The organism is Yersinia enterocolitica subsp. enterocolitica (assembly GCF_901472495.1).
GTDB lineage: Bacteria > Pseudomonadota > Gammaproteobacteria > Enterobacterales > Enterobacteriaceae > Yersinia > Yersinia enterocolitica.
Window position 1 is genome coordinate 3,293,189 of sequence record NZ_LR590469.1, and the last position, 15,319, is coordinate 3,308,507.

Consider the following 15,319-nt stretch of genomic DNA (forward strand, 5'->3'; position numbering starts at 1 on the left):
TATTCTTTTAAAGAGAGGCATAACCATGAGCACCACTGATACTATCGTGGCACAAGCAACACCTCCAGGCCGTGGTGGCGTTGGTATTTTACGTGTTTCAGGTCGTGCTGCCGCCACGGTTGCGCAAGCAGTTTTGGGGAAATTACCCAAGCCACGCTATGCCGATTACCTACCGTTTAAAGATGTCGATGGCAGCACCTTGGACCAAGGTATCGCACTCTACTTTCCTGGCCCAAATTCCTTCACTGGCGAAGATGTACTGGAACTGCAAGGTCATGGTGGCCCCGTTATACTGGATTTGCTGTTAAAACGCATTCTGGCCCTGCCAGGGCTGCGCATTGCCCGTCCGGGTGAATTCTCTGAACGCGCATTCTTAAACGACAAGCTGGATCTGGCACAAGCAGAAGCTATTGCTGATCTCATTGACGCCAGCTCAGAGCAAGCAGCACGCTCGGCAGTGAATTCATTACAGGGCGCATTTTCAGTCCGTATCCATCAATTGGTGGAAGCACTTACTCACTTGCGAATCTACGTCGAAGCTGCGATTGACTTCCCAGATGAAGAAATTGATTTCCTGTCTGATGGCAAGATTGAAGGTCAATTGAATGGGGTGATGGCAGATTTGGAACAAGTGCGCACTGAAGCCCGACAAGGCAGTTTGCTGCGCGAAGGGATGAAAGTGGTCATTGCCGGCCGACCGAATGCTGGAAAATCAAGTTTACTCAATGCGTTAGCGGGCCGTGAAGCCGCAATTGTCACCGATATTGCCGGCACCACTCGTGATGTATTGCGAGAACATATTCATATCGATGGGATGCCATTGCATATAATTGATACAGCAGGCCTACGGGAAGCCAGTGACGAAGTTGAGCGCATTGGTATCGAACGTGCGTGGCATGAGATTGAACAAGCTGATCGGGTGCTATTTATGGTTGATGGCACCACCACCGACGCCACTGAACCGGCAGCTATCTGGCCAGAGTTTATGGCGCGCTTGCCTGCTACACTGCCGATCACCGTGGTACGTAATAAAGCTGACATTACAGGTGAAACCTTAGGTTTGACCGAAGTAAATGGTCACTCACTAATTCGCTTGTCGGCCCGAACCGGTGAAGGCATTGACCTGCTGCGTAACCATCTCAAACAGAGTATGGGCTTTACCAGCAATACCGAAGGCGGTTTCCTGGCCCGCCGCCGTCATTTGCAAGCGCTGGAAACAGCCGCACAACATCTGGCACAAGGTCACGAACAGTTAGTAAGCGCTTACGCTGGTGAGTTGCTGGCGGAAGAATTACGTTTAGCACAACAGTCATTGAGCGAAATTACCGGTGAATTTAGCTCTGATGACTTACTGGGGCGGATTTTCTCCAGTTTCTGTATTGGAAAATGAGTGTGATGCCATAGAGGCATTTTGATAAGCTTGCTCTATGAGTCTGAACCGTCCATCAATCTGAACACGGCTCAAACACTTAACTATATCTATAAACCTGAGGTTTCCATGATTATAAAACCACGTGTACGCGGCTTTATCTGTGTGACTGCTCATCCGGCGGGCTGCGAAGCTAACGTCAAAAAGCAAATCGACTATGTCACCGCAGAAGGCCCAATCGCTAACGGCCCAAAAAGAGTATTAGTGATTGGTGCGTCAACTGGGTACGGGCTGGCTGCCCGCATTACAGCAGCATTTGGTTGTGGTGCCGATACACTGGGTGTGTTCTTTGAGCGTCCGGGTGAAGAAGGCAAACCAGGCACCTCTGGTTGGTACAACAGCGCCGCATTCCATAAATTTGCCGAGCAAAAAGGCCTGTACGCGAAAAGTATCAATGGCGATGCTTTCTCCGATGAAATTAAACGTCTGACGATTGAAGCTATCAAGCAAGATTTGGGTCAGGTTGATCAAGTCATCTACAGCCTGGCTTCACCGCGCCGTACTCACCCGAAAACTGGCGAAGTGTTTAACTCCACACTGAAGCCAATTGGGCATGAAGTTAAGTTCCGTGGCCTTGATACCGATAAAGAAGTTATCAAAGAAGCGGTGCTGCAACCAGCGACTCAAGAAGAGATCGACAATACTGTCGCAGTAATGGGTGGCGAAGATTGGCAGATGTGGATTGATGCACTGCTGGAAGCTGGCGTGTTGGCCGAAGGCGCACAAACCACTGCGTTCACCTATCTGGGCGAAAAAATCACCCATGATATCTATTGGAATGGCTCTATTGGCGCGGCCAAGAAGGACTTGGATCAAAAAGTTCTGGCGATCCGCGATAGCTTGTCTGCTCATGGCGGCGGCGATGCGCGTGTTTCAGTATTGAAAGCGGTGGTCACTCAAGCCAGCTCTGCAATTCCAATGATGCCACTGTATCTGTCACTGTTATTCAAAGTGATGAAAGAGAAAGGCACTCACGAGGGTTGTATCGAGCAGGTTTATTCACTGTATAAAGATAGCCTGTGTGGCAGCGCGCCACATATGGACCAGGAAGGTCGTCTGCGTGCAGATTACAAAGAACTGGATCCTGAAGTTCAAAACCAGGTACAGCAGTTGTGGGATCAGGTGACCAACGACAATATTTACCAATTGACCGATTTCACCGGCTATAAAACCGAGTTCTTAAATCTGTTCGGTTTCGCCATCGACGGTGTGGATTATGAAGCCGATGTTAACCCTGCGGTGAAGATCCCTAATTTGATTCAGGGCTAAACTCAGGTTTATATCGCAACAACCCACTGTGTATGATGCAGTGGGTTGTTAATCTACTGATCGCCCCCCTCTCGTTATTCCATCTGGATATACCATCTCCATATCCTATATATAGATAATGGATAAGCTAAGTCTATATTCTTCGTTTACGGAGAACCCAATAGCCTGCAACCTTGTGAATAAATTCCTCTTTAGAGTCTGAATTAATATTTATTCCACAGGGAAATGAAAATGAAAATGCGTTCGCTGGCAATAGTCTTATCTGGTTTAATTATCTTAACCTCACTGAATGCCCATAGTGAGGAGAGTAAAGTGATTAAATTAGGATTTAACCCAGGCCCCTATAAAGAGCAATTCGAGAAAGGCGTAGCACCTTATCTCATAAAGAAAGGCTACAGCGTAGAATATAAAGACTTCAATGATGGGATTCAGGTCAATAACGCCGTCAGTACCGGTGAAATTGATGGCAACATCATGCAGCACCCCATTTATCTGCAAGCGATAAATAACCGGTTACGAATTGATAATACAGGTATTGTACAAGTCCCCACGCCCCCGATGGGCCTCTATTCTAATAAGAATAATAAAGAAGATAAACCCAAAGATGGTGCATGGATTTCAGTCCCAAATCAGCCCTCAAACGAATACCGGGCAGCGCTGTTACTGCAATCTATTGGCTGGATAAAACTGAAAGAAAAAATTGATCCGGCCACCTTCTCGCAAAAAGATATTGCAGAAAACCCTTATCATTTAGTCATCAAAGAAATGGATAACGCTCAACAAGTCAGAGCATTACCTGATGTCGATTACGGTGCTATCCAAGGCAATTTTGCGGTTTCTAATGGAATAAAACTGACTTCTGCCCTGCAACTTGAAAAACCTACCACTCAGTTTGTTAATGTGGTGACCGTTGCCGGTAAAAATAAAGATGCCGAGTTTGCCAAAGATATTATTGCGGGATATCACTCCCCTGAATTCAAGAAATATATTTTGGAAAACGAGAAGTACACAGGTTATATGCTGCCTGATTATCTAAACTAATGGAATAACAGATGATTGAGCTTCAGCATATTTCCAAGACCTTTGAACGTAAGGGTATAAAACTACAAGCACTTAATGATGTTAATTTAACCGTCGAGAATGGCGATATATTTGGCATCATCGGCTACAGCGGTGCAGGGAAAAGTACCTTATTACGCATGGTCAATTCACTGGAAAGCCCAACGGCCGGCAATGTGATTATTGATGGTAAAAACCTGCATGATTTCAGCCAAAAGCAACTCCGGTTATTGAAAAAAAATATTGGCATGATATTCCAGAACTTTAATTTACTGGAATCAAAGACTGTTTTTAAAAATGTCGCGATGCCACTTATTTTATTAGGGAAAAACAAAAAATTCATTCAAGAACGTGTTGCGGAACTGCTGGACTTCGTCGGGTTGGGGGATAAAAGTCACAGTTTTCCGAATGAGTTATCCGGTGGGCAGAAGCAGCGGGTCGGTATTGCCCGTGCTCTGGCCACGAATCCCTCAATATTGCTGTGTGATGAAGCGACATCGTCACTCGACCCGCAAACCACTGCTCAGATTTTGTTGTTACTGAAGAAAATTAATCAGCAGTACAATATTACGGTTTTACTGATTACTCATGAAATGTCGGTTATTCAAAAGATCTGTAATAAAGTGGCGGTCATGGAAAACGGTCAAATTATTGAACAAGGTTCAGTATTGACGGTGTTTGGTCATCCAACTCATCCTACAACCATTAACTTTGTTCGTACCGTCATCAAAGATAGCTTACCAGAAAGCGTGAAAAAGCTATTGAATAATAGCCATACCGGTCGTCAATTCCGTTTGGCATTTGTCGGAGCGATAGCCACCCAACCGGTAATCAACCAGCTAATTAGAAAATACGATATTGGCGTCAATATTCTGTTTGCCAATATGTCAGAAATACAAGACACCACATTGGGCCATATGGTGCTGTTATTAACTGGCGAGAATCACACCATTGATAGCGCTGTTAATTATCTGGCAGGAACAGGAATTGATATACAGGAAATAAATTGATGATCGAAACCGCAATTACGTTAGACCAATTCGTCCAGGCGCTACACGACACCTTGGTTATGGTTAGTATTTCATTGGTGATCGGTTCCCTTATTGGTATTCCTTTAGGCATTTTGCTGGTAGTGACCCGGCCGGGCGGATTAATTAAGAATCGCATTTTTTATAATATTCTTAATCCCATTATCAATATCATCCGATCACTGCCTTTTATTATTTTGATGGTGGCGATTATCCCGCTCACCCGTCTTATTGTGAATACCACCATAGGAACACCGGGGGCGATTGTACCGCTGATTATTTTTATCGCGCCCTATATTGGCCGCTTGGTAGAAAACTCACTGCTGGATGTCAATCCCGGTATTTTGGAAGCGGCGAAATCGATGGGAGCCACCCCATTACAAGCCATTTGGTATTTTTTACTGCCCGAAGCACTCTCATCTTTAATATTGGCGCTGACTACGGCCACTATTGGTTTGATTGGTGCGACTGCGATGGCAGGTACCGTAGGCGGTGGTGGAATTGGTGATTTAGCCATTACTTATGGTTATCAGCGCTTTGATACTTTCGTCACTGTGACCACAGCCATTGTATTGATTATCACCGTGCAGTTAATCCAATCACTGGGAAATTTATTTGCCAGTAAAATTCGCCGTGAGTCATAGATAAAAAAACTGAGGTTAATGATAAACCGTGTGTGAAGGAGCGACTGCTCCCAGGGGCGCTCCGGTCGCTTACGCGACTACGACCCCAACGGAACATTTCCCCTTCAATCGACTTAGCCAGCAGCCTTAACCCCTTCTGATATTCAAAAGGGATTAAGTTTTTTGGCATAACAGCAATATATACCCTAAATAATTCGAGTTGCAGGAAGGCGGCAAGCGAGATAATCCCGATGAGCTTACATAAGTAAGTGATTCGGGTTATTGAGCGTAGCCAACACACATGCAGCTTGAAGCATGACGGGTATAGAATTAAACCTTAAAGCCGCTAATCACACTTTCCAACTGCAAGGTTTGATCCTGCATAGCTTGAGCTGCCGCCGCCACTTGTTCCACCAACGCCGCATTTTGCTGCGTTGAGTTATCTAACTGATTAATCGCCAGATTAACCTGCTCGATACCCAAACTTTGCTCCTGGCTTGATGACATAATTTCATTCATTAATGCCGCCACATTGGAAACCCCACTCATCAGGTCATCCATCGTGGTACCTGCATCTGCCACCAAACCCGTGCCTATCGCAATATCAGCCACTGAGTCTTCAATCAGCTTTTTAATTTCGCGAGCAGAAGTCGCTGAGCGCTGTGCTAAATTACGCACTTCAGAAGCAACGACCGCAAAACCACGCCCTTGCTCACCCGCTCTTGCTGCTTCTACCGCCGCATTCAATGCCAGGATATTGGTTTGGAAGGCGATGCTATCAATCACACTGATAATATCGACGATTTTCTTCGACGAATGATTGATTGACCCCATAGTATCCACCACTTTCTTCACTACCGTGCTACCTTTCACCGCCACAGTGGAAGCATCCATCGCCAACTGGTTAGCATGGCTGGCATTATCCGCATTCTGTTTAACGGTACTGGTCAGTTCATCCATTGAAGCAGCGGTTTCTTCAATCGAACTGGCTTGATCTTCAGTGCGAGCGGATAAATCCAGATTGCCGCTGGCAATTTGGCGCGATGCCGACGCGATAGCTAAGCTACTTTCACCGACCTGACGCATCATTTGCTGCAAATAGTCGATAAAATCGTTGAAACTCTGGTTAATAGCGTTGAATTCCGGGCTACTGCTTTGTGGCAAGCGCTGGGTTAAATCAGCCCCTCCCGCAGATAATGCGGTAATATTCTCTTTCAAAGCCGCCAGACGTTTCATAAAGACGCGAATAGAGAACACCAGGAACAACAGTAATATCAACATAATGGGGATCTGCACTAACCCCAAATGCAGCAAGATACTGTGGCTCTGTTTGACCAATAAGCTAGTTGGCAGGTCAGTGACCAAATACCACGGGCTATTGGCGATCGGGCGGATAAACAGGGTATGAGAGGTTCCATCGACATCAAATTCACTTTCCAGTGATTTCTGGTCTTTCATCTGTGCCAACAGCCGCTGTGTTTCTGCCGCCATTGGTGAGCTGGCAGCAAAGTCGGACAGATTTTTTAATTCTGCTTTGCCATCGGCCAAGGCGCTGCTGCCCACAATTTTGCCATCAGCTTCAACAATCAGAATGGTGCCATTGACCTTCTGTTCCATCTCCTTAACCAAGCGGTTAAAGAAACCTAAAGTGACATCAATGGTAGAAACACCATAAGCCTCGTCGCCTTTATAAATCGCCATGGCGCAGTTGGTTCTCGGCTGCGGGCTGGCATCATCTTGATAAGCTTTAGCCCAGGCACAGAAGCCTTTCGGGGCATTTAAGCCATCTTTGTACCACGGTTGTTCAAAATAATTTTGTGACTCTGGCGAATTCCAGTGGGTATTCACCGTTAATTTATTTTCCCCATTACGGGCAAAGAAAGTGCTGAATTTAATCACCCCTTGCTCGCGTTTATTGGGTAATGGCCAAATCCCACCACCAAAGACATTGCTGTCACCATATTGATCTACTAACCCCGGTAATAATGAGTCAATGGTATTACTGTCCATTATGGCAACAGCCTGGGTAATACTGCGGGCTTGTGCTTCCACTTTGTTCATTTGTGCGGTGATTGCAGTCGCGATTTGGTCAACGCTATTACTAACAATGGTACTTTCAGATTGTTTGAGTTGTGGTGTCACAAAAAGCTGAATAACCACCACGGTGATTATCAGCAAGAAAATGAAAAACGCACTAACGAGTAAGGTGAATCGGGCTTGAGTGGTTTTTAGCATTATCGTGTCGCTCAATGTAAGAGAGCTGGATAGCTCCAGATCTATTAACGGCATTCCACTCATAGACTTGATAACAGTAAGAAACGATTTTTCCGTTTTTATCCTGCGATCACAATTTCAGTGCAATAAATCCACAACTGGGACTCATTTAAGTGAAATTTAAAGAGATAACAGGATAGATAGTCATTGTTTTATCGCATAAGTTTGCCCTACTCTGGGGATAGAACAGCACCATTTATTCACTTATCGGGAGCATGCCATGTCACAACAATCCCTTAAAATCGTTACCCTATTGGGTAGCTTGCGTAGTGGTTCCTACAATGCCATGGTGGCGCGTGCGCTGCCTAAATTAGCGCCAACTGGTGTGATTATTGAAGCTCTGCCATCTATTCGTGATATCCCGCTTTATGATGCTGATATCCAGCAGGAAGAGGGGTTCCCGTCGACGATTGAGGCCATTGCTGAGCAGATTCGTCAGGCCGATGGGGTCATTATCGTGACACCGGAATATAACTATTCGGTCCCCGGCGGGTTGAAGAATGCCATCGACTGGTTATCCCGTTTACCCAATCAGCCACTCGCCAACAAACCGGTGACCATTCAGACCAGCTCTATGGGGCCGATTGGTGGAGCGCGTTGCCAGTATCACCTGCGTCAGATTTTGGTTTTCCTTGAAGCGATGGTGATGAATAAACCTGAATTTATGGGCGGCGTGATTCAAAGCAAAATAGATGAACAAACTAAAGAACTGACGGATCAAGGAACGCTGGATTTTCTGGCCAAACAGCTTGCAGCCTTTGCCACTTACATTGAGCGCGTTCGGGTGAAATAACTCTCGAAGGTTACAAAACCCCCATGACATGCGGTATTGGGGGTTTCCTCTGTATCGCGCCCCATGTTATCAATAGCCACCTTCTCTTTTGTGGATGCGACCCACTCATGGCCTTTAAAATCACTGTCTGGTTTATCCTGACCCTGATGTCCACTCTCTGGCTGGGCTGGTACGGGCTAAATACACAGCAAGCTGAGCGCGAGGCTGATTTTCGTACTATTCATCGCGAATTGAGCCAACAGTTGGCGCAGCAGCAGGCAATTTTATTTTTGGCGTTGGAACCGAGCCAACTGGTGCAATTACAGCGCCATTTCCCACAACTGGTAGCGATAAACCAAACACCAGCAGATCAATCGAAACCCGGTCAACTCACCTTGCACCTTCAGGATGGAGATTATCGTTTAGCCAACTCCTACAGCGGCAGTGGTTTGCAGGTTAATGCCCAGAAGTTGCTGCAAGTGGTAGGTTTACCGCCTCATTTTGACAGTCTGGTATTGCGCTATCAGCAGCATCAACTCGCGATTTTGGGCCATTCAGCGCCTGAAAGTTTCTGGCAGTGGCAAAAACCGGTGGGTGAAGGGGCGCAATCTTTTACTTTAATCGGTCATGCCACCCCGGTTTGGCGTGATTTACCCTGGTTCACCGCCCTACTGCTTTCGCTGATAATAGCCGCCGCCTTGTACAGTTGGCACCGCTGGCAACTATTGGCTCAACACCGTTTACATGCCGAGCAGCGCGCCAAGTTTGCCGATCAAGCCAGACTCAATGCCATGGGGGAAATTGCAACCGGCATCGCCCATGAATTAAACCAGCCGCTCACCGCAACATTGACCTATAACCAGACCGCGCTACGGCTGTTACCGCCGCAGGATGAACAAGTTGCCCCACTGCTGGTGGCCTCTGTTGAGCAAATCAAACGCATTGCCGCTTTATTAGATCGGCTGCGAACCTTACTCAGTCGTGGGCAGATAAATTTACAACCGGTTGTCGTGGCTGATATCTGGCGGCGAGTGAATGTGTTGTTGAGTCAGGAAATAACCGCAGCGAATGTCAAAATCATAAATATTATTCCGGCAAATCTATCTACACTGCAAAGTGACCCTTTATGGCTGGAGCAGGTTTTTCATAATTTGCTCAGTAATGCCCTTCAAGCATTACAACACACATCAAACCCAGCCATCACTTTCACCATAAATATTAAGTTTAAACAATGGGTTATTCAGATTGAAGATAATGGACCAGGGCTTAATCATCAGCAATTAGATAACTTATTCAGCCCCTTCTATACTACCCGAGAGAGCGGGTTGGGCTTAGGGCTGACTCTTTGTGAAACCTTGGTACAACGAATGGGAGGCGACATAAAAGCGGGAAATAATGAACATAGGGGCGCTTGCTTTACCCTCACTTTTCCTCTAATTGCTGGGAGTACGCATGACAAAACACATTTATCTGATTGATGACGATGAGGGTGTTCGCGCGGCGTTGAGCGCATTACTCACCACTATGGGCTGGGAGGTTAAAGCATTCCGTAACGGTCAGATATTCCTCGATACCTTTGCCATTACTCAGCCAAGTTGTGTACTGCTCGATATTCGTATGCCGGGTAAAAGTGGCATGACGATATTAGAAGCTATCCAAGAGCGTAATAGCGCCCTGCCGGTCATCATTATGACGGGGCATGGTAATGTTGAATTATGCCGCCGGGCCTTTAAAGGTGGTGCACTGGAGTTTTTGACCAAACCTATTGATGCCGATGTCCTGATCGAAACCGTCAGTATGGCGCTGGAGCAGCATGAACAATCGCTGACAGCCCATAAGCAGCGGGAGAGCTATCAACAGCTATTCAACCAACTCTCTGCTCGCGAGCGGGAAGTTGCTGCCCTGATTATTCAAGGGGAAACCAGCAAACAGATTGCCCATACATTGTCACTGTCTCCACGAACGGTTGAGGCTCACCGCGCGAATATCTTTGCCAAGCTAGAGGTCAACTCGCTGGCCTCACTGATTCATCACTATCACTTATCCGCCCAATAATCCCCAAAGCAATTGGCGTTGCAGGTAGGCAGCCAGTGAACTCATCCCGATGAGCTTACATAAGTAAGTGATTCGGATGCGCGAACGCAGCTAACACCCCTGCGGCGTCAAGTGCGCCAATAATCCCCAAAGCAATTGGCGTTGCAGATAGGCAGCCAGTAAGCTCATCCCGATGAGCTTACATAAGTAAGTGATTCGGGTGCGCGAACGCAGCTAACACCCCTGCGGCGTCAAGTGCGCAGGGGATAGGTAGAAGTACCTAGTAAAACGGGTAGTTAGCCGAATGTTTTTTCACCACTTTTCGCCGTAGCATAGCGTTACTGTGAGGAATTCACTTCGCTAACAATAAGGATTTTATATGATCAAGCCTCTTGCCCTGACCTCCGCCTTATTCATCGGCCTGATAACTCAAGCTTCTGCTGCGGGTCTGAATACTGAACGCAATATCTCTTTGGCTCTGGCTACCGATGTGGCAAGCCGTACCCTTGCCGTTTGCCAGGCTGATGGCTATAACGTTGCGGTCACCGTGGTGGATCGCGCTGGCATCATCAAAACTGTGCTGCGTGCTGATAATGCTGGCCCACATACCGTAAAAGCCAGTGAGCAAAAAGCCTTTACTGCGCTGTCGACCAAAACCCCAAGTGGCACAGTTATGGAAAACAGTCAGAAAACGCCCGCGGCCAATAACCTGAAAGATATTCCCGGCTTCTTACTCTTAGGTGGCGGTGTGCCGGTGAAAGCAGGAGATGAAGTGGTCGGTGCGATAGGTGTTGCTGGCGCGCCCGGCGGGCATCTGGATGCACAATGTGCCACAAAAGCACTGGAGCAAATCAGCGCTCAGTTGAAGTAATACGATATTCAATAAAACGGCCCACTTTCAATACTGAGAGCGGGCCGTTTCGCTATTTGCTATTAATGATCAACAGAATTTGCGATTAGTGATCAACAAACGCAATTTTCAGCACAAACAGTAGCGCAACCACCACCACGCATGGGCTGATCTCACGCCAGCGACCAGTACCGAGTTTCATCAGGCAGTAAGAGATAAAGCCCAGCGCGATCCCTTCAGTAATCGAGAAACTGAACGGCATCATCACTGCGGTAACAAACGCCGGAACAGCTTCGGTCAGGTCATCCCATTTCACACGGGATAGGCTGGAGGTCATCAGCACGCCAACATAAATCAACGCACCCGCGGCGGCATAGGCTGGCACCATTCCCGCCAGTGGAGAAACAAACATCACCAGCAGGAATAAAATCCCCACTACCACCGCAGTTAAGCCGGTACGGCCACCGACAGAAACACCAGAAGAGCTTTCGATATAAGCCGTCACTGATGACGTACCAATAAACGCGCCGGCAACAGAGCTAATGCTGTCCACATACAGCGCTTGTTTCATGCGCGGGAACTTGCCTTTATGATCGGTTAAACCGGCTTTATCCGTCACACCAATCAATGTACCGGATGAATCGAACAGGTTAACCAGCATGAAGGAGAAAATGATTCCGGCCATACTAATATTCAGCGCACCGGCTAAATCGACCTGCCCAACCACTGAGGTCACACTTGGCGGCATGGAGAAGATGCCAGAGTAATGGACATCACCCAGCGCCCAGCCGATTAATGTCGTCACAACAATCGATACCAGGACTGCGGCATGGATATTGCGAGATGCCAGAACTGCGATAATAAAGAAGCCCAGCGCCCCCAACAACACACTGTGAGAGGTTAGATTTCCCACCGCGACTAACGTGTCTGGATTTGCCACCACGATGCCCGCATTTTTCAGCCCCATCATCGCAATAAACAGGCCGATACCGCTGGTGATCCCCACCCGCAGGCTTAGCGGAATGTTAGCAATCATCCAATATCGGATACGGAAAATGGTCAGCAAAAGGAAACCGATTGCGCCCCAGAAAATAGCTCCCATGCCGACTTGCCATGAAATACCCATCGCGCCAACCACCACAAAAGCGAAGAAAGCATTAAGCCCCATCGCCGGTGCCAGAGCGACCGGTAAGTTAGCCAATAGGCCCATAAAGATGCTACCAAAGGCGGCAATCAGGCAGGTCGTCACGAATACGGCCTGCACATCCATACCCGCAACCCCTAAAATCTGTGGGTTAACGAACACGATATAGACCATAGTCAGGAAGGTCGTGATACCCGCAATTAACTCAGTACGTGCGGTAGTCCCATGTTGCTTCAGTTTAAAAACACGTTCGAGCAGCCCCTGCTCAGTATCAAGGTTTGGTTTACTCATTCGAGGAGTTCCACAGAAAGGGAGTGATAGTTAGGGATATCCTATAACAAAAAAACTGTTGTTTAGAGCGAGATCACACTCTATTTGGCTATTTTTTATCAGCCTTGTTGCGCAACAGATGATTAAACATTAGCCATTTCTCATTCAACTTATTGAATTTTATTCATTTGATATGAGTAATATCGATGCCGGAGTAATTAACTATCGCATTCTGGGGCAGGATAGTTAAAGTAGGATAAAGAGGGTTGGTATGATTAAAGGGAGAAATAAGTGAGTAATATTGAATGCGTTATGTTCGATTGCGACGGAACGTTGGTCGACAGTGAAGTCCTGTGTTGTCGGGCCTATGTCGTGATGTTTGCCCATTATGATATTCACCTGTCACTGGAAGAAGTGATTAAGCGTTTTAAAGGCGTAAAACTCAATGAGATTGTCGCGCGTGTGAGTCAAGAAAACGGCCTGGATGAACCCATAGAAAAGCTGGAAAAACTCTACCGTGCCGAAGTTGCCCGCTTATTTGATGCCGAGTTACAACCCATCGCTGGTGCAAAAGCCCTGTTAGAGCAAATCACGTTGCCGGTTTGCGTGGTGTCCAATGGGCCGGTGAGTAAAATGCAGCACTCTCTTGGGCTGACCGGATTACTGCCGTTTTTTGAAGACAAACTTTATAGCGGCTATGACATCCAGCGTTGGAAGCCCGATCCGACACTGATTTATCATGCAGCAGAAAAGATGCATGTCGCGGCTGAGCGCTGCATATTAGTTGAAGACTCAGCAGCCGGTACCCACGCCGGAATAGCCGCAGGGATACCGGTGTATTATTACTGCGCCGACCCGCATAACCAGCCGATTCACCACCCATTAGTCACTATGTTTGATGATATGCAGCAACTGCCTGATTTATGGCGTGAAAGAGGCTGGCAGATTACCAGCCATTAACTTGCTGGCAATACCGGCTTATTTTGCCACCAGCGCCATGACCGTTTAATGGCGCTTTGCTTGTTAATAGCATGTTGTGGGCTAAAACAGCGGTTAAGTGCATTTGCCAGCAAATCTAAGGTCAAACATAAAACGAAATAGACCAATGCCACGAACAGGAACACTTCCATCGGGTAAACCATGCTGCGGTTATTAACCTGAGTGGCCAAAAATGTCAGTTCATTTACCCCGACGATATAAGCTAGCGAGGTGTCCTTAATCAACGAAATCCATTGATTAATAAAGGATGGCACCATCATACGCAAAGCTTGTGGCAAGATCACAAACCACAAAACCTGCCAGCGATTAAAACCTAACGATAACCCTGCCTGCCACTGCCCAGCCCCAATTGCCACGATCCCGGCTTTCACCGCATGAGCCAGATAAGCCGATGCAATCAATGCCAGCGCGCACACCACCGTGGTAATTTCCGGTATATCCACACCAAACACCATTGGCAGCAGAAAATACGTCCAAAAAATCAACATAATCACCGGAATTGCGCGGAAAAACCCTAGAACTGCGGCCAATACTGCGGCCCAAACACCGCGGGACATCGCCAACGCCACGCCCAGCGCCGTGCCTAAAACTGCCGAAGCCACTCCAGCTAGCAGGCTGATCAACAAGGTTAGTGCAGCTCCGCCTAGTGGGCCATCAGGAAAAGTGCCCCACAACAGATAAGTCCAGTTATCAGCAATAATGGTAAAATCCATCTCAGTGCCCCTTAGCGAGGGTTCGCTGCTGACGCCACATACCCCAGGCCTCAATCAACGCAATAATCGCGATATACAACACCGTCGCAATACCGAAAGCCTGGAATGTTCGCAATGTTTCTGTTTCAACCTGGCGAGAGGCATAAGAAAGCTCAGCCACCCCAATAGCCATTGCTAACGACGAGTTTTTAATAATATTCATATATTGGCCAAGTAACGGTGGCATCGCTATCTTCAACGCCTGCGGCAACACCACATGGCGCATGGCCTGCCATCCTGTCAACCCCAGTGCATGGGCAGCATACTTTTGCCCCTTCGCAACCCCGCTTATCCCCGAGCGCAACTCTTCAGCAATAAATGCCGTGGAATAGCAGGTCAACCCGATAAAACCAGCCAAAAATTCGAAAGAAGGCCAGCCGAGGGTTAACCCGAAAAACGTGATTTCATGAGGTGTATTAAGCCAAGGTATCCAGGATGCGGGTAGAAACTGACTGGCAGCGAAGTACCAAAAGAACAACTGGATCAACAGTGGTGTGTTGCGAAATAGGGTGCTGTAACCAATGGAAAACCATTGCAGCCCTTTGAGTTCACTGTCTCTGGCGGCGGCCAGCAAAAAGCCCAACAACGTCGAAGCTACCACCGTGCAGGCTGAAATCCACAACGTCAGCAGAAAACCGTGCCACAACCAGCCAAGATATTGCGGAGCCAGTAACCAATCAGTGAGGTGATGTAGATTCATAGGACTTTAGACCTATTTCTGTTTGACGCCTCAATAGAGTATTTTTTGAGGTACACAATAAAATCCATTTTTTACTCTTACATACCTGTGAGTCATAACTTTATAGCCAAAGTCAT

The 15,319-nt window shown here is 47.2% G+C and carries 14 protein-coding genes; 10 read left to right on the top strand and 4 right to left on the bottom strand.

Translation table 11 applies throughout. The features are described 5' to 3' along the window. Nucleotides 1–25: 25 nt before the first annotated feature. The 5 genes from mnmE to FGL26_RS15685 all read left to right on the top strand — a co-directional run bounded on the left by mnmE (nucleotide 26) and on the right by FGL26_RS15685 (nucleotide 5,429). The gene (mnmE, locus tag FGL26_RS15665; protein ID WP_005175133.1) at nucleotides 26–1,390 is read left to right on the top strand and encodes a tRNA uridine-5-carboxymethylaminomethyl(34) synthesis GTPase MnmE; all 1,365 of its coding nucleotides are present in this window, start codon (nucleotides 26–28) and stop codon (nucleotides 1,388–1,390) included. Nucleotides 1,391–1,498: 108 nt separating this feature from the next. Next, on the top strand, nucleotides 1,499–2,698 hold the full coding sequence (gene fabV / locus FGL26_RS15670; RefSeq protein WP_005161110.1) for an enoyl-ACP reductase FabV: 1,200 nt from the start codon (nucleotides 1,499–1,501) through the stop codon (nucleotides 2,696–2,698). A gap of 231 nt (nucleotides 2,699–2,929) precedes the next feature. Beyond that, a complete protein-coding gene (locus FGL26_RS15675; protein ID WP_005175134.1) occupies nucleotides 2,930–3,739 on the top strand; it encodes a MetQ/NlpA family ABC transporter substrate-binding protein in 810 nt (269 codons plus the stop codon). A gap of 11 nt (nucleotides 3,740–3,750) precedes the next feature. Beyond that, nucleotides 3,751–4,767: a methionine ABC transporter ATP-binding protein gene (locus FGL26_RS15680; RefSeq protein ID WP_032912845.1), complete on the top strand. Its 1,017-nt coding sequence runs from the start codon at nucleotides 3,751–3,753 to the stop codon at nucleotides 4,765–4,767. Further along, complete coding sequence (locus tag FGL26_RS15685) at nucleotides 4,767–5,429, top strand: methionine ABC transporter permease (RefSeq protein WP_005175140.1); 663 nt, start codon at nucleotides 4,767–4,769, stop codon at nucleotides 5,427–5,429. The genes FGL26_RS15680 and FGL26_RS15685 overlap by 1 nt, the downstream gene beginning before the upstream one ends. 309 nt (nucleotides 5,430–5,738) lie before the next feature. Here the strand turns inward: FGL26_RS15685 and FGL26_RS15690 are convergent, their stop codons facing one another. Beyond that, the gene (locus FGL26_RS15690) at nucleotides 5,739–7,643 is read right to left on the bottom strand and encodes a methyl-accepting chemotaxis protein (RefSeq protein WP_005175141.1); all 1,905 of its coding nucleotides are present in this window, start codon (nucleotides 7,641–7,643) and stop codon (nucleotides 5,739–5,741) included. A gap of 259 nt (nucleotides 7,644–7,902) precedes the next feature. Between FGL26_RS15690 and FGL26_RS15695 the strand changes: the two genes are divergently transcribed. The 4 genes from FGL26_RS15695 (at nucleotide 7,903) to FGL26_RS15710 (ending at nucleotide 11,359) form a co-directional block, all read left to right on the top strand. Beyond that, entirely contained in the window at nucleotides 7,903–8,475 is a 573-nt protein-coding gene (locus tag FGL26_RS15695; RefSeq protein WP_005175142.1) for an NADPH-dependent FMN reductase, read from the top strand. 107 nt (nucleotides 8,476–8,582) lie between these two features. After that, a complete protein-coding gene (locus FGL26_RS15700) occupies nucleotides 8,583–9,932 on the top strand; it encodes a sensor histidine kinase (protein ID WP_032912842.1) in 1,350 nt (449 codons plus the stop codon). Continuing rightward, nucleotides 9,907–10,509: a response regulator transcription factor gene (locus FGL26_RS15705; RefSeq protein WP_005175144.1), complete on the top strand. Its 603-nt coding sequence runs from the start codon at nucleotides 9,907–9,909 to the stop codon at nucleotides 10,507–10,509. The genes FGL26_RS15700 and FGL26_RS15705 overlap by 26 nt, the downstream gene beginning before the upstream one ends. Before the next feature lie 358 nt (nucleotides 10,510–10,867). Beyond that, on the top strand, nucleotides 10,868–11,359 hold the full coding sequence (locus tag FGL26_RS15710; RefSeq protein ID WP_005175145.1) for a GlcG/HbpS family heme-binding protein: 492 nt from the start codon (nucleotides 10,868–10,870) through the stop codon (nucleotides 11,357–11,359). 85 nt (nucleotides 11,360–11,444) lie between these two features. Here FGL26_RS15710 and FGL26_RS15715 read toward each other — a convergent pair whose 3' ends face one another. Continuing rightward, nucleotides 11,445–12,773 carry an NCS2 family permease gene (locus FGL26_RS15715; RefSeq protein ID WP_005161126.1) on the bottom strand — a complete coding sequence of 443 codons (1,329 nt, stop codon included), beginning with the start codon at nucleotides 12,771–12,773 and terminating at the stop codon, nucleotides 11,445–11,447. A 270-nt stretch (nucleotides 12,774–13,043) separates the two neighbouring features. Between FGL26_RS15715 and yieH the strand changes: the two genes are divergently transcribed. Beyond that, entirely contained in the window at nucleotides 13,044–13,712 is a 669-nt protein-coding gene (gene yieH, locus FGL26_RS15720; protein WP_005175148.1) for a 6-phosphogluconate phosphatase, read from the top strand. Here the strand turns inward: yieH and FGL26_RS15725 are convergent. Continuing rightward, complete coding sequence (locus FGL26_RS15725) at nucleotides 13,709–14,464, bottom strand: amino acid ABC transporter permease (protein ID WP_005175150.1); 756 nt, start codon at nucleotides 14,462–14,464, stop codon at nucleotides 13,709–13,711. The genes yieH and FGL26_RS15725 overlap by 4 nt on opposite strands. Before the next feature lies 1 nt (nucleotide 14,465). Next, nucleotides 14,466–15,203 (bottom strand): amino acid ABC transporter permease, encoded by a 738-nt coding sequence (locus FGL26_RS15730; RefSeq protein ID WP_005175152.1) that lies wholly within the window; start codon nucleotides 15,201–15,203, stop codon nucleotides 14,466–14,468. Nucleotides 15,204–15,319: the final 116 nt, after the last annotated feature.